Here is an 18,471-nt window from a genome sequence, read left to right on the forward strand (position 1 = left end):
CTTTTAAATATAGTGCTTTAGGAAAACTCGAAACTGCCTTTCCCTACGTCGGTATGATCCGAATCAGGTTCGAAGGGTGTCTCTCAATTCTTTTCAGAATACCCCTAAAGCTTTACAAACTTAACTAAAATGTGGCAGATTAGCGAACAGACAAGTGGGTTCATTTCCTAACTAATAGGTTGTGGTGTCGCATATTTGTTGACAATCAAAAAAATGCTATCTTTAAGCAGCAAATTACAAAATTATATGCTAGACATTCGTCATATCGTTAAACAATATAGTGGCCACCGGGCGCTGGATGATATATCCCTGCAGGTGCCGCGAGGTAGTATTTTTGGTCTTTTGGGACCCAATGGCGCCGGAAAGACGTCGCTTATTCGTATTATCAACCAGATTACCGCTCCTGATAGTGGCGAAATCTATTTCGACGGCGAGCTTCTTCAGCCCAAACATATCGAACGCATCGGTTATTTGCCCGAAGAGCGGGGGCTATATAAAAAGATGAAGATCGGCGAACAGATGCTTTATTTGGCACAACTCAAGGGGCTTTCCAGGAATGATGCCGCACAACGTATCCGAAACTGGTTCGAAAAGTTGCAAATCGAAAATTGGTGGGACAAAAAAGTCGAGGACCTTAGTAAAGGAATGCAACAGAAAGTGCAGTTTATAGCTACGGTCGTGCATGAGCCAGATCTTATTATCCTCGATGAACCTTTTTCTGGTTTTGATCCTGTCAATGCACAGGTTATACAGGAGGAAATTCTAGAACTGAACAAGAAAGGTGCTACTATTATTTATTCCACGCACCGCATGGAATCCGTCGAAGAACTTTGTGATTATATCGCACTTATCAATAAATCTAAAAAAGTGTTGGACGGTCCGGTCCGAGAAATAAAGCGCTCGTATCGGAACCAAATGTATGTCATTGAATATAAAGAACAAGATGGCGTCGTTCCAAATTTGAGGGAATCACCTTTGTTTGACCTAATTGAAGAGAAAAAAACAACAGAAAACTATGAGGTAACCATTCGTGTAAATCAAAATAATGCATTGAACGAGATATTGTTACATCTTATACCTCAAGTTGAAATCAATCAGGTAAAGGAAGTTATCCCGTCTATGCACGACATTTTTATCGACCAAGTTACAACACCTTCTATTAACAAATCTACCCACCATGCATAAGATATTATTAATTATTAACCGCGAATACTTTAGTCGTGTAAAGAAAAAATCTTTTCTGCTGGTGACCTTTCTGGTTCCGATGCTTTTTATCGGGATGTATATGGCTATATTTTTCCTGACGAAACAGAGCTATGAGGACACGCATGCGATCGTACATGTAATTGATGAAGAGGGCTCTATATCCGCTCAATTAAAGAGCAATAAACATATTGCGTATTCATTTTCAAACACCGGCTTGCAAGAGCAGATAAACAGTTTAAAGGATGGAGCGAAGAACACGAATTTACTCCTCATACCTGCTGACTTTTATACCACCAGGAAAATCGAGCTGTTATCTGCCGGAAAACCGAATATCAGTACACAAAACGAAGTCAGATCACAGCTCCGGGAAATTGTCCGTAATAAGCAATATCGTGAAATGGGATTAGATGTGGACCGTATCCGTAGCATTAATGACCATATTCAGATTGCGGCAAAGGAGATAACCGAAACCGGAGACGCCAAAGACAGCCATACAGAAGTTGCCATGGGCATAGCTATGGGATTGTGCTTCTTGATTTATCTGTCGCTGGTGCTTTTTGGCACGCAAGTTATGCGTGGCGTTATTGAAGAGAAGTCGAACCGTATTGTGGAGGTCGTTATATCTTCGGTAAAACCGTTTCAATTGATGATGGGCAAAATTATTGGAATCGGCATGGTCGGTATCACCCAATTTGTACTTTGGATTATGCTCTCCTTAGCGTTAATGACGGTCTTCTCAACAGCAATGTTCAGCGATAAAGAAGTCGCTCAACAGGCTATGGGCGGAAATATGAGTGAATTGCCCAGGGATCAGGCCGCTGCTGGAAGTACCAACTTTGATTGGATGGCCGCGCTCGACTCCGTGAATTTCACAGAACTAACCATCTGCTTTTTTGTTTTCTTTCTTGGAGGATATCTCCTGTATAGCGCTTTATTCGCGGCGGTAGGTTCCGCTGTCGATAGCGAAACGGAAGCCGGGCAATTTACTATGCCGATAACCATGCCCCTATTGATACCCTATGTGCTGTCGTTTGGGGTACTGATCAATGACCCTCATGGGAGTATCGCAACCTGGTTGAGTATGATTCCGTTTACGTCGCCAGTAGCGATGTTGGTCCGTATTCCTTTTGGTGTGCCGACTTGGCAGATTGTACTATCTGCTTCATTGCTCATCGGAGGATTTGTTCTTACGACCTGGTTTGCGGCACGTATTTATCGTGTAGGAATCTTGATGTATGGAAAAAAAGCGAGTCTAAAAGAACTCGTAAAGTGGTTTAATTATAAAAGATAATGCAAGAAAATAGAACGTCATGACAACATCTCAAAACACAGAAAAGAAGAAGTCGGGAGTTTTCGGAAAAATCCTAGCTTGGCTACTGATCATCGTATTCTTGGCTGTCGGTGGTCTAGTTTATTATAAATACTATTTTGTATTCGGAGAAGGCGTGAAATCGGGATACCTCAATTTCGCTGTGAAAAAAGGCAATCTTTTTAAAACATACGAAGGAAAACTGATTCAAGAGGGATTACGCTCACAATCTGGTACGGGGGTATCAAATAATGAATTTGAATTTTCGGTGGAGAGTGATTCGATCTTCAGGATACTGGAACTAAACAGCGGCAAATATTTTGACCTGCATTACAAAGAATATCATGGGGTACTGCCATGGCGTGGCAACACCCGATATATCGTAGATGAGGTGATTAATATGAAGTAATTCTATTTTAGCGCTAACCAATAAAAATTATCTCATTATAAATGAACTTATTCGCTTTATACCCGTGCTTTTTGTTTAAAAATATTTGGAGTATAGATGGAATTATCCTACTTTTGTCTCATCAAAATCACGGTAGGCATAGCTCAGTTGGTTAGAGCACTAGATTGTGGTTCTAGGGGTCGTGGGTTCGAGCCCCATTGCTTACCCAAAAAGCTTCTCTTTTCAGAGAAGCTTTTTCTGTTTTAAGTACCCGTATCTCAGTTTCTGCGTTTGCCTAAATTTTACTATCTTTAGTGGATAAACCGACAAATAGCATGCTTAAAACCAGTTTCGTTGAATTTTCAGATGTCCACGCTATATACAATAGCAGGCCTTTTGACGGCTACTTAGCCTTTCTTCCGGAACCGGCATCATCCCCCCTAGAAACACATTTATCTTATCGATATTACAGCGGGAAAGATTTCTGCTGGTTTGAATTTAAAGATACGCAGCTGTCTGCCGGCCTATCTATGCAGGTTACCGCTTCCCAAAACTACCTGTGGCTTCTTATCAATATGCGTACGGGAATTTCGCTGACATTGGACAGTAGCTATCTGCTGCCTACCGATATGTTGCTTTGCTACCAAACGTTGACCGATGACCATAGGATTTTTTTAGGTGACGACAGCTCCTGGTTTCTATTATTAGGAATCGATGGTTGTATGTTGCAAGATCTGACGACAGAATACGAACAACTGAAGCCCCTGTTTGCGACGACGGCCAAAGACGATCGCTTGTATCGGATCATCGGAACAATGGGTCTCCATGCTAAGCTTAAACGTATATTGGACGCGCTACAGCAGATGGAATTTCGACCGTTTAGTACATATTACCAATTGGCTAATTGGAACATCCGGTTCTTCCGGTACGTATTTCAAGAAATCGAACCGCCCGCTGTTGATCGGACAGATCACGAAATCGAGCTGTATTATAAAGCCATGGCCTATATCCGCGAAAACTTCTATGACGATCAAACCAATATCGAAGCCATCGCTGCGGCATTGTATGTCAGCAAAAGAACACTTGAAAGAGCCTTTAAAGACAAACCTTTTTCCGTAACCGAACAGATTATTGAGTTTAGGCTTCAAGAAGCAAGAGCATGTATCCGAAACTCCGACACACCGATTACAACCATCGCCGCATCTTTAAATTTTGCCTGTCCCAAAAACTTCAAACGTCTTTTTACCAAACGTTTTATGATAAGCCCGCTACAATACCGGGAGAGCATGCAATTGAAGCGATTGTTTTAAATAGCAAATGCTTCATATTGACATACCGATGGTCAAAAAGTAATTACTCCTGTTTCAAGCGGACATCAGTTTACCTTAACTGTGATAACAGATTCCCCATCTTGATATACAAATGGTCGAAAAGCAATAACTTATGTTCCAGACGTAAATCAGCTTACCTCAACTGTTATAACAAATGCCCCATCTTAATATATAAATGGTCAAAAAGCAATAGCTTATGTTCCAAATGTAAATCAGCTTACCTCAACTGTGATAACAAATGCCCCATCTTGACATATAAATGGTCAAAAAGTAATTGCTTATGGCGTAAAGGTAATGTTTTTTGGCACGTAAGTACGACATTTTGGTTAGTGATCACTTACCAAATAACACGCATTTATAAGCCTTTAAACTGTGATTTTTAAATAGAAATCAGATCAAGGGGGCTATTTGCGACACAACTATCCAGTCTTGGCGGTAAAGTTGGCGCAAATAGCCCCCCTCGTAGGAAACACCCCTTCCTATATTTGAGGCATTAATTCATTTTTAAACACAATTTAATTATTATGAAAAAACCAGCAGTAAGCTCAAAAACAGGCACGGAATCAAAGTTGATTGCCTATGCCTCCAATGTGGTCAAAAAGACCAAGGAAAATGCAGACCTATTTACGGATGCTGCAGAAAAGGTTGCGCTATTGGAGTCCGTACTTGCGGATTACACAGCCTCCCGGACGGAAGCTTCGTTTCGCGACATGCGACAGGTCGTCATCAAGAACCAACAAGCGGTATTGGTCAGACAGGCCCTCTACGATCTATCTTTACATATCGAGTCTGTTGCCAAGGGAGATCCCAGCATTTTATTGGCCGCAGGATTTATACCGAGCAAGAACAAAACCTCGAGCGTAGAACAAGCACCTAAGGCTAACGATCTCCGGGTGATGGTTGTCCACCCCGGTACCAATACGGTACAATTACGTGTCAACCGTTGGCGTCCGGCGAGGTTCTATCAATTCGAGTATCGTAAAGTGGGTAGCTTGAACGAGTGGATCAAAGTACTCAGTAGCAAATCCAAAACGAGCATTTCGAATTTAGAATATGCACAGGAATACGAATTTCGGGTCACCTATCTCGGAACTGATCCCGCTCCCAATTACAGCGATACGGTACGTTGTTTAGTATCGTGACGCTTGTTGTTCCCGACCTGTTCCTTTACGACAGGTCGGGTATTTTATTTCGGCTTGTAGTTTTATAATTACCGTTAATTTTTTAGTATGTTTAAAAACCAATATATAAAGATGAAGAATATCATAATAGACCATCCGCTCCGCACCATTAGTTATCAAACACACGAAGACCGCTACCCGCTAAATCACGAGGTCCAAGCCTTGAATGATTACAGATTGGTACACGACCAGGTCTGGCGTATGAAGCTCCTATTTGAAAAAGAGAAGGGGGAGGCTCAACTTGCCCTCATCAATCTCCATAAATTGGATGAAGAGCGACATGAATTCAACAATATGTTTGACTTTTATAAAGAGCAGGTTGATTTCTCCAGCAAAAGTCTGCACACCGAACTGGAAGTTGGCTTTCAGGTCGAATTACGCAACTTCTATAACAGCGTTATTGGGCAACACCGTAAATTGGTACAATTTTATGATGTTATCGGTACGCGTGACCGGGAATATACCACCATCACGGATACCTATTTCAGAGGCGAAAAACCGATCGATCCATTGCATTTTAAAGTTCTTGATTCGGTCTTTAGGCACCACGAAGATATGCACGTGGATGTCGTTTCACTCGATAAAGATCTCCAGCAGTTTCTAACTGTATTGGCAGATGTCTATATCCTTCTGGACAGTTATATCCAACAATACAACATACTGTACACCACCTATAGCGATATCCTGCAAAAAACAGCACAATTGACCAAGGATGTGCAGGTGCTAGGGGCGGTGTGGCGGGCATGAAAAAACAATTTGGTATTACGCCAACGGCATATAGAAAGGACAAGCTGAAATAACAATGGGTTGACCAACGGCCAACCCATATATTATTAAATCATCCCAACGCTACGTTTGATAAAGGAAGTTAAATCCGCACCTTTTAACAGACCACGCGATAATAAGGCTAAATCAAAAGCCTGTTTCGCGAGTTGAGTTCCCTCCTCTTCAGAGCTCTCTAAAATGCGTTTTACCAACGGGTGATTTCCATTGACGGTTACTTTATAGTTATCTGGTAATGTGCCATAGAAGCCCATTCCACCACCGGTTTTCGCCATATCTTTCATTCGGCGCATAAACTCGTCTTCTGTAACCGAAACCGGTAAGCCATCCGCGTGTAGGGCGTCAACTTCCACTTTCATATCGGCTCTGGAAATCGCTTTTTCAAAGATTTCCGATGCTTTCTTTGATTCTTCTTCTGATAAAGATAACGACTGTGTTTCTTCTTTCTGAATCAATTTGTCCGCGACGTCTGCATCTACACGTTTTGCCTGAACTTTTTCACCCCCTTTTTGTTCCAGATAGCCCACGAAATGATTGTCAAGTTGGCCATCCAATGCCAGTACATCGTAGCCTTTCTCTTTCAACGACGCAATGAAACCATCCTGTTGTGATGGGTCATTAGTATACAGATATACAATATTACCATCTTTGTCAACCTGAATGTCTTTCACTTTTTCGTAGTATTCTTTCAGGGTGAAACTTTCTCCGTCTACATTTGATAACAGACAGAAATCATTCGCTTTTTCCGCAAACTTCTCATCGCTCAACATACCATATTTGATAAAGAGCGCTATATCGTTCCATTTTTGTTCAAAGTTTTTACGGTCAGCCTTGAATATTTCATTCAATTTATCAGCAACTTTCTTCGTGATATAGTTGTTAATTTTCTTCACGTTACTATCTGCCTGCAAGAACGAACGGGATACGTTCAACGGTATATCCGGTGAGTCAATAACACCTTGTAGCAACATCAAAAATTCCGGTACGATGTCTTTCACCTCGTCCGTGATGAATACCTGACGGGAATACAGCTGAATTTTATTCCGCTGGATATCCATTTCGTTCTTCACTTTCGGAAAGTACAGGATACCCGTTAAGTTAAACGGATAATCGACATTAAGGTGAATCCAGAACAACGGCTCATCCATCGAATATGGATAGAGCTCACGATAGAATGCGAGGTAATCTTCGTCTTTTAGCTCGGATGGTGCTTTCGTCCATGCCGGTGTTGTATTATTGATAATATTATCAACTTCAGCCGATTTATATTTTGGCTTACCCTCTTCGTCTTCCCCATCGGGTTCTGATTCTGTTTTTGTCCCAAAACGTACGGGGATTGGCAAGAAACGAGCATATTTATTCAAAATCTCGCTCAGACGACCTTGATTCAAAAACTCTTGCGATTCTTCATTGATATGGAGAATCACATCGGTACCACGTTCTGTGCGTGTACCTTCGTTTATTTCGTAAGAGGTACTTCCATCGCAAGTCCAATGTGCCGGAGCGGCTCCGTCCTGATGTGATAAAGACTGAATTTCTACTTTGTCTGCGACCATAAAAGCAGAATAGAAACCGAGACCAAAGCGACCGATAATTTCGTTAGCATCGTTTGCTTCCTTAAATTTCTCCATAAACTCCGTAGCACCTGAAAATGCTATCTGGTTAATGTATTTTTTGATCTCTTCTGCCGTCATACCGATACCACGATCGGAGATGGTAATCGTTTTGGCGTTTTCGTCGAACTTCACGTCGATGGTCAGATCACCCAGCTCACCTTGAAACTGCCCTAGCGAAGACAATCTCTTTATTTTTTGAGAAGCATCAACGGCGTTGGAAACCAACTCGCGTAAAAAGATTTCATTATCGGAATAAAGAAACTTCTTAATCACCGGAAAAATATTCTCGGTGTGGATCGAAATACTACCTTTTTCTTGCATATATTATTTAGTTTTTGTCTATAAAAATCAACAACAACCATATCAAGGAGCATTCCATTTGTCTTTTTTAGGACAGGATGACAGTTATCGAAAGAAAAAATGTAATTTAGACAGTCACAAACACACTCAACTATGAAGCTTACATTTATTCCGTGTATTTTGATTACTGTGTTTACCTGTAATAATCCTCAACAATCTGAACAAATGACATACGATACGACTGGGAGCATTGAGCGCTATGACGCAGCGCTGGATGCTGTTATCGACAGCTCCGCAAAAGCAGAAATTATTGCCGAGGGCTTTGCATGGAGTGAAGGACCGCTATGGGTCGAAAGTGAGCAAATGTTATTGTTCTCAGATGTACCCACGAATACGATTTACAAGTGGACAGCAGACAAGGGAAGTGAAGTTTATCTAAAACCTAGTGGTGATACGGGTGATAATCCTAATCGACGTAAGGAACCGGGCAGCAATGGCTTGTTGTTAGATGATCTCGGAAACCTGGTGTTGTGCCAACATGGTAACCGTCAGGTCGCCCGTATGGATACGCCGCTACAGCAACCTAAATCAAATTTTATTTCTCTAGCGGATAAATATGATAATAAACGTTTCAATAGTCCAAATGACGCAGTGTATAATAAGGAAGGCGACTTATTTTTCACCGATCCCCCCTACGGTCTGCCTACACAGCGCGACGATGACCCGGAAAAGGAACTGCCTTTTAACGGTGTATATAAAGTAAAACAAAATGGCGAGATCATATTGTTAACCGATCAGATTAGTAAACCGAATGGTATCGCCTTCTTCCCGGGTGGACAAAAGCTATTGATTGGTAATTCCGATCCGAATGCTGCCGATTGGTATATATTGGATTTGACAGACAGCGTTGTCACACCGAAACTATTTTACAGTTCGACGAACGAGCGTGATGGATTACCTGGATTACCGGATGGTTTGAAGATTGACAGCAATGGCATTGTGTATGCAAGTGGTCCTGGTGGCGTGTGGATATTCGACAGCACGGCCAAAGTACTAGGTAAAATCGTATTGGATGAGGCCGCTTCGAATGTAGCTTTATCTACCGATGAGAAAACACTGTATATAACAAATACTGGAAAGGTGTTACGTGTTAGCCTAAAATAACACCTTTCTAGAGGTTTATCTCACAGTTCTTAAAGCGTTAATATACCTCGAAAGCCACGGGCAGCATAATACGATTCTGCGCCGTTATGGTAAATAAATACCTGACCGTATCGCCAATCTCCGAAAATAGCGCCACCTTTTTCTCGGATGGCAGATGGTGTCAATACCCAACTGGAAGTTTTCGCATCAAACTTTCCCCGTGTCTGTAGTGCGCGGTATTGTTCTTCTGTTAAAAGATCAATACCCATCTCTGCAGCCATCCCAACTGCGCTATGTTTGGGTTTATGTTCTTTTCTGGATTCCAGTGCTTCGGGATCATAACAGACACTCCTTCTCCCTTTTGGGCTTTCCGCCACACAATCACAAAAAACATATTCATCCGTTTCCTTTTGGTAATCTATTACATCTGGTTCGCCGCCTGTTTCTTCCATTTGATAAAGCGACCAAAGCTTTTTCGGACTGGCAACGAGTTTTTCCTGTATTTTTGCCCAATCCAGATCAGGATGAAGGTTCGTATTTTTTTCAAACCGTGTTTTCAAGACGTCAAGAAGCTCGTCTGTTTGTTCCTGGGATAATTTCGTTTTATTACTCATGGTATCGTGCTGTTTGATTGAAAAGACGAATATACAATAAATCTGTTTTTTGCTAAATAGAAAAAGCCGACCTTCCAAATAAAAGCCAGCTTTTTCTATCTTCCTTAAAAGTCTTTTTTAGAGCTGTTTGCTCAATTTCTCTACCAAAACAGATTTGGGCACAGCACCAATCTGCTTATCAACAATTTCGCCGTTTTTGAAGAATAGCAAAGCGGGAATATTGCGAATACCATACTTCACAGAAATGTCTGGATTGTTATCGACATTTACTTTTCCTACTACTGCTTGTCCGTCGTATTCTGACGCGATTTCATCTACTATGGGACCAACCATACGGCAAGGACCACACCATTCTGCCCAAAAATCGATTAAAACAGGTTTATCTGATTTAAGAACAAGCTCTTCAAAATTGCTGTCTGTAATTTCTAATGCCATAATATTTAATTTTTTGATTTCTCTAAAGTAATAAAGCAAAGATAGAAATTTGACTAAAGATAATCGTCATCCGCTCTTCACAAAAATTTCTATAGCCTATCAATTTAATCTATAGTTTACGCCTTCGAATTTCTCTAAACCGTCTAAAAAGTCGTTTGTTAGATTTATTTTCAATGATTTGGCAGGCATTTCGATAGCTAGTTCGTCCTGCATATCCAAAATTTTAAATTTCAGTTGGCAATTACATTCCGTTCCTTCTACTTTTGTTGATTCGACTAAGGTATGCATTTGCTGCACAAACTGATCATTCAAAAGATGAAGAGGACATTGTATCGTAAATGACTTCGCCATTTTATCCCTTAAATCGGAAAGCAGTTGTATATTCTTTAACTCAAAGCCCCAATTACCTGCCTGTCTAAAACGTTCTTGTACCAGTCCCCTGATTTGTACAAAAAAACCTTCTTGAAGGTAGCCGCGGAACTTGACGTAATCTTCTCCAAATACCATAATCTCAAAGGAATCACTGTAGTCCTCGATAATAAATGAGCCGAACGGCTTGCCTGACTTCGCTACTCTGTGGTTCGCTGCCGCAATAATACCGCCAACAACTACTTCCTTGTTTTTAATCCGATTAAACTCCAACAACACTTCGTCTTCTACTTCACTTGCTTTGACCTTGTTTATCAATTGGAGGTCTATTACCCTATTATGGCAAAAATGTTTTATTTCAAACTTATAATTATCCAATGGATGGCTGGTCAAATAGATCCCGATAACGTCTTTTTCATATTTGAGTTTCTCGATAAGCCCCCAAGCTGGGCAGGGCGCCAATACCGGTTCGGGCAATTCTGTTGCTGCCGATCCACCAAAGAGACTTGCTTGCGCTGAGTTTTCGTTTTCTTTTACCCGGTGACCATATTTGATGGCTTTCTCTAAACCAATGGAATTGTCTCCGTCGACATGAAAATACTGCGCCCTATGGGTATTGGTAAAACTATCAAAACCACCAGCGTACGCTAAGCTTTCAAATGCCTTCTTATTTGCCGCACGTAAATCCACACGTTTGGCGAGGTCAAATACGGATTTGTATTTACCATCTTTTTCACGGGTTTGGACAATGGTATCCACCGCCCCGGCTCCTACCCCTTTCACCGCTCCCATTCCGAAACGAATCGCACCTTGATCATTTACCGTGAATTTATAATAGGACTCGTTTACATCAGGACCTAGAACCTGAAGGCCCATCCGTCGACATTCTTCCATAAAGAAAGTCACCGTTTTAATATCATTCATGTTATTAGACAATACTGCTGCCATATATTCTGCCGGATAGTGCGCTTTGAGGTAAGCCGTTTGATAAGCCACCCAAGCGTAACAGGTAGAGTGCGATTTATTGAAGGCATAAGAGGCAAAAGCTTCCCAGTCTGTCCAGATTTTTTCCAATACCTTAGGATTGTGCCCATTTGCAGCCGCTTGTTCAACAAACTTAGGCTTCATTTTGTCTAACACCGCGCGTTGCTTCTTACCCATCGCTTTACGTAAAACATCAGCATCACCCTTAGAAAAGCCAGCTAGTTTTTGCGATAAAAGCATCACCTGCTCTTGATATACGGTGATACCGTATGTTTCTTTCAAGTATTCCTCACAGGCTTCCAAATCGTAGGTAATGGGTTCTATTCCATGTTTCCGTTTGACGAATGACGGAATGTATTCCATCGGTCCCGGGCGATATAATGCATTCATGGCAATCAAGTCGGCAAATACGGTCGGCTTCAATTCTTTCATGTACTTCTGCATCCCCGGAGATTCGTATTGAAACACGCCCACCGTTTCTCCACGTTGAAATAGCTCATACGTCAATAGATCGTCAATGGGGAATTTATCGGGATCGAGTTCAACACCATGACGTAATTTTACGTTGGCAACAGTGTCCTTAATCAACGTAAGCGTCTTTAGCCCCAAGAAGTCCATCTTCAATAGACCGGCACTCTCTACTACTGAGTTGTCAAATTGGGTGACATACAGGTCTGAGTCTTTTGCCAATGATACCGGCACAAATTTGGTGATGTCATCCGGTGTGATGATTACCCCACAAGCATGGATTCCTGTATTTCGCATAGACCCTTCTAGAACACGAGCCTGCTTAATGGTTTCTGCTTCTAATCCTGCCCCATCAGCCAAGGATTTTAAACGGTTGACCGCTTCCAATTCTTCCGAGCGTAATACCTCTTTCATCGCTTTCTCATCCATCGAGAAAATTTTATTCAACTTGAGGTTGGGAATGAGTTTTGCAATCTCATTAGCATCTTGCAACGGTAAATCAAGCACGCGTGCAGTGTCCCGAATAGAAGACTTAGCTGCCATCGTACCGTAGGTAATGATTTGAGCCACTTGCGATGCACCATACTTATCAATAACGTATTGCATCACACGGCTTCGGCCTTCATCATCAAAGTCGATATCAATATCGGGCATAGAAACGCGGTCTGGATTCAAGAAACGCTCGAAAAGTAAATCGTACTCAATCGGATCTAAATTGGTTATTTTCAAACAATAGGCAACAGCGGAACCCGCTGCTGAACCACGACCTGGCCCCACAGAAACACCCATTTTTCGGGCAGCATCAATAAAATCGTGTACAATAAGAAAATAGCCGGGATATCCTGTTCTTTCGATGGTTTCTAATTCGAAATCCAGGCGCTCGCTAATACTATCGGTAATTTCTCCATAACGCTCTTTCGCCCCTTCGTATGTCAAATGACGGAGATAGGCGTTTTCACCGCGCTTACCGCCATCCAAGTCGTCTTCAGCATGCTGAAACTTCTCCGGAATAACAAATTTGGGTAAAAGGACATCTCTATGCAAAGAATAAGTTTCAATCTTATCTAAAATCTCCTGTATATTGATAATGGCATCGGGTACGTCTGCAAATGCCCGCTTCATTTCCTCTGCAGACTTAAAATAGTATTCCTGATTAGGCAACCCGAATCGGAAACCACGCCCTCTACCCTTTGGTGTTGATAATTTTTCCCCATCTTTCACACAAAGTAGAATATCATGGGCATGTGCATTGTCTTTGCTGACGTAATAGGTATTATTTGTCGCAATCAGCTTGACATCGTGTTTGCGGGCAAGTTCAATCAGCGTTTGGTTCACCCTATCTTCATCTTCCTGTCCATGTCGCATCAGTTCTATATAAAAATCGCTTCCAAACTGTTGCTTCCACCACAGTAACGCCTCTTCTGCCTGCGCTTCACCAATATTCAGTACTTTGCTCGGTATCTCTCCGTATAGATTGCCCGACAGCACGATGACGTCTTCTTTGTACTTTTCAATTACCGAGCGGTCTATACGCGGAACATAATAGAACCCTTCCGTATAGGCAATCGAAGCCATCTTTGCTAAGTTATGATAGCCTTTTAGATTCTTTGCTAAAACAACAATTTGATAGCCGTTGTCTTTCCTTGATTTATCTGTTCGGTCTTCGCATACATAAAACTCGCAGCCCACGATTGGTTTAATCGTCCGACCTACTGGCGCCTCTCCTCGTTCGGATGCTTCTGCATTTTTTGCCTCGATTTCTTTATTATACCCGAGCGCCGTATTTACGAAGTGGAAGGCCCCCATCATATTACCGTTGTCGGTAAGGGCAACTGCTGGCATATTAGCCTTTGCAGCAGCATTTACTAAAGCTGGGATTGAAATGGTCGATTGCAATACAGAAAACTGCGAATGATTATGTAGATGGGCAAATTCCGCCTGATCTAGCGCTTTCTTAAGCTCCTCGTCTATAACCGTTGTGGGTTCATCCGTTTTTTGGGCAGCGCGAATAGCATCCGATGCGGCTTTTAAGTTGATATGTTTTAGCCCCCATGGTGCAATGGTGTCCGGATTATGTTGTTTAAATTCAACAAAATACCCGGTATCTACCTGTAGTTCTTCTGGAGTGAATACTTCCTGTCTAATAAGTTCAAAAAAGCAACGTGTTGTTGCCTCCACATCGGCCGTGGCATTGTGTGCTTCGGCGAAAGGAACACCGAATAGGTAGTTATGAAGCTCGGTAAGGTTCGGGAGTTTATAGCGTCCACCTCGCCCCCCGGGAAGTTTCAACAATTCTGCGGTAACTTCGGTACAGGTATCCAACACCGACATGTCTGCTAAGGGAGAGCTGACCGCATAACGGTAAAACTCACTCCCCATGATATTGATATCAAAACCGATATTTTGTCCAACAACAAACTTTGCCTTCGCTAAAGCCGCGTTGAATTTGCTCAATACGTCAACTAAAGGAACACCATCTTTTTCAGCTAACTCCGTGGATATACCGTGAATTTTTTCTGAATCGTAGGGAATGTTAAAACCATCGGGTTTAATCAGATAATCCTGATGCTCAATAAGATTACCCATTTCATCATGCAATTGCCATGCAATTTGTATACAGCGTGGCCAATTGTCTGTATCTGTGATGGGCGCATCCCAACGCTTCGGTAAACCTGTAGTTTCGGTGTCAAAAATTATATACATCAAAATCCCTTTCTCTTCTCAACAAAATTATAAAATAAACAGATGGAATTACGTTGTTTGAAACAAAACATTTTGCGTATTTTGGTTTGGAATATAATTTGACGAAGATCCATCATGAAGAAATTTTTAAAAACACTGTTGTTTATCAGCATATTAATTATTGTTGGCTGGTTTTTAGTTGTGCGGTACGGAAGTGGCCCGACGTCGGAAAGCAAACATCAATTGCTCATTGAGCGTATTGAAGCTATGGGTAAGCTGGAATTGGTAAAATACCGGTTCAGCGACGTGCTGGAACATAAAAATGTTACGGCGTACCTACCGGATGCGAGCGTTCTCCTCATTGTCAAGGCTGATGCCGTAGGTTGTATCGACCTAACAAAGCTCTCTCCTCGTGATATAGTAGTTATTCGTGATTCCGTGTCTATCAGGTTGCCCGACCCGGAGATCTGTTATGTTAAAATAGATCATCAAGCTTCGAAAGTATATGATACGAAAATGGCTTTCTTCCGGGAGGCAACTTTGGTGGATGAGGCTTTCAAAAGTGCCGAGAAGGAAATTTATAAAGAGGTAAGAAATTCCGATATTTTACGACAGACAAAAGATAACGCCATCCATGTGTTCAGGCCCTTGCTTGAAGGATTGGGTTTTCCTAAAATAAACATATCATTTGAATAATATAATACGCAACATGAATGTTAAAAAATGTTAAAGGATCGATAGTAAATAATAGTTTGTATTGTTCAACGTTATAAGAGTATAATTTCATAATTTAGGTTAATAATTGGTTTGGTAAAATCCTGAGGCTCCCCGCTTCAGGATTTTTATTTTTAAATTCTAACCATTACAAAACAAAAAGAAGACCCCTATCCGGGCGGATAGAGGTCTCACTAACCAATTATAACTTGCCGCCATGCTCTAGCGGACTGAATTATGAATTGCTAATATAGCAAGAAAAACCAACCATCCAAAATAATTTTGTATATATTTAGTTGTGTAAAACTAACCTCGAAAGATCGACGTTTAAAAATTATACTTTTTCGAATTTTTGTTGCCGAACCACTAGAACTAGCTCTTCGTCCAATGCTAGATATCCATATTCATAGACAAAAAAATAAACTTGCCCTTTGGCATTACTAAATTGATTGGTAAAAAAAACAAAATCAAATCCTTTAGACAGTAGTTTTTCACGAGATACTTTCTGCATTTTTTCTTTACCCAATATCTTACCGAGAACTTGCCGGTTACGCTTCAATGTGTCGTTAATTTTTCGCACAAAACTATTCGGAAGACTATTTCTTTTATTGTTGTAAGCATTCCGACAGGCGTCATGACAAAAGCGTTTATCCGACCGCCCAACGACAGACTCGCCACAAGTCAAACACATACGTTTTTCCATATTTTACATAATTCTTTTATTATACAAACGTTTGTAAACGCTTATAAACGTTTATAAACGCTTATAATTGGTTAACTACCGGCTAGTATAAACCAGCTTTCGCAACTTTGAATTGTCAAAGGCGAATGCCAATAACACTATAAATGTAAAATATCTAAAGTGGATTTACAACTAAAATTTCAATATTTATGAGCACATTAATCAATGCAGTACAGCTTATCGGACGTTTGGGAGCCGATGTAGAAGTGAAAACAACGACAAACGGGACCAAAGTTTCCAACGTGCGTTTAGCCACAAACGAGTATTCCAAAAACAGTCAAGGAGAGTGGGTAGAAACCACTTATTGGCATAGTTTGGTATTTTGGGGGAAACTCGCGGAGAAACTAGAAAGAAAAGGAAAAAAGGGTACGCGCTTATTGATCCAAGGTTCTTTAGTATATCGTGATTACATTGATGTCAATAATATCAAAAGAGAAGTTACGGATATACGCGTGCACCAGTTTACGGTGCTGGATAGTCAGGCGGAAAACACATCGTTGTTGGAGGTTCCTTCGGAAGGCGAAGAGGAGACCGATCATCTCCCTTAAAACGGCCGCGGGTGCGTATCTTACTTAAGGCACCCGCGGCTTTTTTTTCGTTCTTGTATCAGGTAATTATCGAAATTAGAATCAGCTATTAATGTCGACATAAAAAATGATTTAGTTAAAAATCCCAGCCGGCAGCTTTCGCTATTTTTTTGGGGATGTCGGTGTTCTCCATCTTATGCGTAAATCCCTCAGCTCCTGCTCCAATAGCAAATATGGGAATATACGCTGCTGAATGTCCCCCTGATGCCCAGCTAACCGAACCTTTTTTATTTAATATTTTAATCGCCTCGCTTGCCAATTTATCATCGTTAGCGTATAAGCTTTTTGAGGTTTCCGTCTCATGGCGTACGAAGCTCTTCTCATATATTGCGACAAGCATTTTTTCCTCGTCTTCGCTCACCGCTACATCAGCGAAAAGCCCTACATTTTCCATTAAGACATTTTTTACTTCGTCCCAACGCACTTCTTCTTTCGTCGCTCTCAAATCAGCTAATAACGTAGACAATGTCCCCTGCGATACCCGTTGATTTGCTAATAGTTTTGTGTTCAGACGGCTTCCACCGTTACCGACGCCAATTCCCCCCGTTTCGTGGTCAGCCGTAACGACGATTAGCGTTTCCTCTGGATACTTTTCATAGAATACATAAGCCCGTTTCACCGCCTCATTAAAATCTAACACCTCTTTAATAGTTGTCGTAGCGTCATTCGCATGCGAGGACCAGTCTATTTTCCCCCCTTCAACCATCAAAAAGAAACCGTTGTCATTATTTTTAGTTAATGATTCTATAGCCGCGTCAGTTATTTGAGCCAAGTTTAAGTCGCCGTCTTTCTGGTCTATTGCATATTTTAACGAGGAGTGATCGCCATCTTCTACATTCATCAAGATTATCTTGTCGGCCGCCGGTTTTATCTTGTTGTAGGCCTCCCAGCCATAAGCTAATCTATATCCAGCTTTTTCAAATTTCGGAAATAAGGAAGGAGCATCTTCTTTTTTTGAGTTTTTGTTCGGACTTAAGAAACCGGATCCCCCAAAAAAATCGAAATCTGACGTTATCAGCTCTTCCGCTATTTCGTAATACCGGTTCCGACTAGGTTGATGGGCATAAAATGACGCCGGCGTAGCATGATCAATACTCACAGATGTCGTGATCCCCACTTTAAGTCCTGCTTCTTTAGCTGTGTAAGCAATACTCTTATATGCTGTGTTCGCCGCACTGTCCATCCCCACTACACCGTTTTTCGTTTTTTTGCCTACTGCCAAGGCCGTACCTCCTGCAGCAGAATCGGTCACACCATGTGATAAAGAATAAGAGGTAGCGAACGTAGCATAAGGAAAGGTAGAAAATACTAATGGGAACACGGTATTCCGATCTTCCTGTGCGGCTAGGAAAACCTCGGTTAGATTAATCTGGTTCAATCCCATTCCGTCGCCAATCATAAAAAAAATATACTTGGGCTTCTGTTGTGCTGATGCACCGAATACGATAAATAAAAAAAGGTAAAGTACAAAAGAAATTTTCTTCATTTTTTGGAGTTTAGACTGACAAAAATAAAACAATATAAAGTCTATATTAAAATTAAGTAAGTGATGAAATTATAATAAATAATCAAATAATGCCAAATCCTATCCAACAAGTTACAAAGGTTTCGGGAAAACG

Annotated in this window: 15 protein-coding genes, 1 tRNA gene and 1 riboswitch; of the genes, 10 read left to right on the forward strand and 6 right to left on the reverse strand. The window is 41.3% G+C overall.

Going from position 1 to position 18,471, the window contains the following annotated elements; all coding sequences use genetic code 11:
• Positions 1-23 precede the first annotated feature (23 nt).
• Positions 24-116, reverse strand: a riboswitch (TPP riboswitch).
• Between the two features lie 97 nt (positions 117-213).
• From C5749_RS03580 to C5749_RS03610, 7 genes are all read left to right on the forward strand, one after another.
• Complete coding sequence (locus tag C5749_RS03580) at positions 214-1,185, forward strand: ABC transporter ATP-binding protein (RefSeq protein ID WP_245893605.1); 972 nt, start codon at positions 214-216, stop codon at positions 1,183-1,185.
• A complete protein-coding gene (locus tag C5749_RS03585; protein ID WP_105723090.1) occupies positions 1,178-2,497 on the forward strand; it encodes an ABC transporter permease in 1,320 nt (439 codons plus the stop codon). Before C5749_RS03580 ends, C5749_RS03585 begins: the two co-directional genes overlap by 8 nt.
• 19 nt (positions 2,498-2,516) lie before the next feature.
• On the forward strand, positions 2,517-2,924 hold the full coding sequence (locus C5749_RS03590) for a hypothetical protein (RefSeq protein WP_105723092.1): 408 nt from the start codon (positions 2,517-2,519) through the stop codon (positions 2,922-2,924).
• 132 nt (positions 2,925-3,056) lie between these two features.
• Positions 3,057-3,130 (forward strand) — tRNA-His (locus tag C5749_RS03595).
• Between the two features lie 108 nt (positions 3,131-3,238).
• The gene (locus C5749_RS03600; RefSeq protein WP_105723094.1) at positions 3,239-4,213 is read left to right on the forward strand and encodes a helix-turn-helix transcriptional regulator; all 975 of its coding nucleotides are present in this window, start codon (positions 3,239-3,241) and stop codon (positions 4,211-4,213) included.
• Between the two features lie 545 nt (positions 4,214-4,758).
• Positions 4,759-5,376, forward strand: coding sequence for a fibronectin type III domain-containing protein (locus C5749_RS03605; protein ID WP_105723096.1), 618 nt, complete (start codon positions 4,759-4,761; stop codon positions 5,374-5,376).
• A gap of 111 nt (positions 5,377-5,487) precedes the next feature.
• On the forward strand, positions 5,488-6,162 hold the full coding sequence (locus tag C5749_RS03610; RefSeq protein ID WP_146113671.1) for a hypothetical protein: 675 nt from the start codon (positions 5,488-5,490) through the stop codon (positions 6,160-6,162).
• Positions 6,163-6,248: 86 nt separating this feature from the next.
• Here the strand turns inward: C5749_RS03610 and htpG are convergent, their stop codons facing one another.
• The gene (gene htpG, locus C5749_RS03615; RefSeq protein WP_105723100.1) at positions 6,249-8,135 is read right to left on the reverse strand and encodes a molecular chaperone HtpG; all 1,887 of its coding nucleotides are present in this window, start codon (positions 8,133-8,135) and stop codon (positions 6,249-6,251) included.
• A 132-nt stretch (positions 8,136-8,267) separates the two neighbouring features.
• On the opposite strand from htpG, the gene C5749_RS03620 reads away from it, so the two are divergent.
• On the forward strand, positions 8,268-9,278 hold the full coding sequence (locus tag C5749_RS03620; protein ID WP_219847887.1) for an SMP-30/gluconolactonase/LRE family protein: 1,011 nt from the start codon (positions 8,268-8,270) through the stop codon (positions 9,276-9,278).
• 29 nt (positions 9,279-9,307) lie between these two features.
• On the opposite strand, the gene C5749_RS03625 is transcribed toward C5749_RS03620, so the two are convergent.
• The 3 genes from C5749_RS03625 to dnaE form a co-directional block, all read right to left on the reverse strand.
• Entirely contained in the window at positions 9,308-9,871 is a 564-nt protein-coding gene (locus C5749_RS03625) for a DUF4256 domain-containing protein (RefSeq protein WP_105723102.1), read from the reverse strand.
• 117 nt (positions 9,872-9,988) lie between these two features.
• Complete coding sequence (gene trxA / locus C5749_RS03630) at positions 9,989-10,306, reverse strand: thioredoxin (protein ID WP_105717246.1); 318 nt, start codon at positions 10,304-10,306, stop codon at positions 9,989-9,991.
• A gap of 99 nt (positions 10,307-10,405) precedes the next feature.
• Positions 10,406-14,830, reverse strand: coding sequence for a DNA polymerase III subunit alpha (gene dnaE / locus C5749_RS03635; RefSeq protein ID WP_105723104.1), 4,425 nt, complete (start codon positions 14,828-14,830; stop codon positions 10,406-10,408).
• A 114-nt stretch (positions 14,831-14,944) separates the two neighbouring features.
• Between dnaE and C5749_RS03640 the strand changes: the two genes are divergently transcribed.
• Complete coding sequence (locus C5749_RS03640) at positions 14,945-15,505, forward strand: DUF4230 domain-containing protein (RefSeq protein ID WP_105723106.1); 561 nt, start codon at positions 14,945-14,947, stop codon at positions 15,503-15,505.
• 352 nt (positions 15,506-15,857) lie between these two features.
• On the opposite strand, the gene C5749_RS03645 is transcribed toward C5749_RS03640, so the two are convergent.
• Complete coding sequence (locus tag C5749_RS03645; protein ID WP_105723108.1) at positions 15,858-16,226, reverse strand: hypothetical protein; 369 nt, start codon at positions 16,224-16,226, stop codon at positions 15,858-15,860.
• 188 nt (positions 16,227-16,414) lie between these two features.
• Here C5749_RS03645 and C5749_RS03650 point away from each other — a divergent pair, with 188 nt between their 5' ends.
• Complete coding sequence (locus C5749_RS03650; RefSeq protein ID WP_105723110.1) at positions 16,415-16,813, forward strand: single-stranded DNA-binding protein; 399 nt, start codon at positions 16,415-16,417, stop codon at positions 16,811-16,813.
• 115 nt (positions 16,814-16,928) lie between these two features.
• Here C5749_RS03650 and C5749_RS03655 read toward each other — a convergent pair whose 3' ends face one another.
• The gene (locus C5749_RS03655; RefSeq protein ID WP_105723112.1) at positions 16,929-18,338 is read right to left on the reverse strand and encodes an alkaline phosphatase; all 1,410 of its coding nucleotides are present in this window, start codon (positions 18,336-18,338) and stop codon (positions 16,929-16,931) included.
• Between the last annotated feature and the right edge of the window lie 133 nt (positions 18,339-18,471).

The organism is Sphingobacterium gobiense, assembly GCF_002980575.1.
Classification (GTDB): Bacteria; Bacteroidota; Bacteroidia; order Sphingobacteriales; family Sphingobacteriaceae; genus Sphingobacterium; species Sphingobacterium gobiense.

Coding starts and splice junctions, on each gene's coding strand:
- trxA (WP_105717246.1), bottom strand. CDS start 10,306: ATGGCATTAGAAATTACAGACAGCAATTTTGAAGAGCTTGTTCTTAAA.
- C5749_RS03590 (WP_105723092.1), top strand. CDS start 2,517: ATGACAACATCTCAAAACACAGAAAAGAAGAAGTCGGGAGTTTTCGGA.
- C5749_RS03600 (WP_105723094.1), top strand. CDS start 3,239: ATGCTTAAAACCAGTTTCGTTGAATTTTCAGATGTCCACGCTATATAC.
- C5749_RS03585 (WP_105723090.1), top strand. CDS start 1,178: ATGCATAAGATATTATTAATTATTAACCGCGAATACTTTAGTCGTGTA.
- C5749_RS03645 (WP_105723108.1), bottom strand. CDS start 16,226: ATGGAAAAACGTATGTGTTTGACTTGTGGCGAGTCTGTCGTTGGGCGG.
- C5749_RS03580 (WP_245893605.1), top strand. CDS start 214: ATGCTATCTTTAAGCAGCAAATTACAAAATTATATGCTAGACATTCGT.
- C5749_RS03620 (WP_219847887.1), top strand. CDS start 8,268: ATGAAGCTTACATTTATTCCGTGTATTTTGATTACTGTGTTTACCTGT.
- C5749_RS03640 (WP_105723106.1), top strand. CDS start 14,945: ATGAAGAAATTTTTAAAAACACTGTTGTTTATCAGCATATTAATTATT.
- C5749_RS03625 (WP_105723102.1), bottom strand. CDS start 9,871: ATGAGTAATAAAACGAAATTATCCCAGGAACAAACAGACGAGCTTCTT.
- C5749_RS03605 (WP_105723096.1), top strand. CDS start 4,759: ATGAAAAAACCAGCAGTAAGCTCAAAAACAGGCACGGAATCAAAGTTG.
- C5749_RS03655 (WP_105723112.1), bottom strand. CDS start 18,338: ATGAAGAAAATTTCTTTTGTACTTTACCTTTTTTTATTTATCGTATTC.
- C5749_RS03650 (WP_105723110.1), top strand. CDS start 16,415: ATGAGCACATTAATCAATGCAGTACAGCTTATCGGACGTTTGGGAGCC.
- C5749_RS03610 (WP_146113671.1), top strand. CDS start 5,488: ATGAAGAATATCATAATAGACCATCCGCTCCGCACCATTAGTTATCAA.
- dnaE (WP_105723104.1), bottom strand. CDS start 14,830: ATGTATATAATTTTTGACACCGAAACTACAGGTTTACCGAAGCGTTGG.
- htpG (WP_105723100.1), bottom strand. CDS start 8,135: ATGCAAGAAAAAGGTAGTATTTCGATCCACACCGAGAATATTTTTCCG.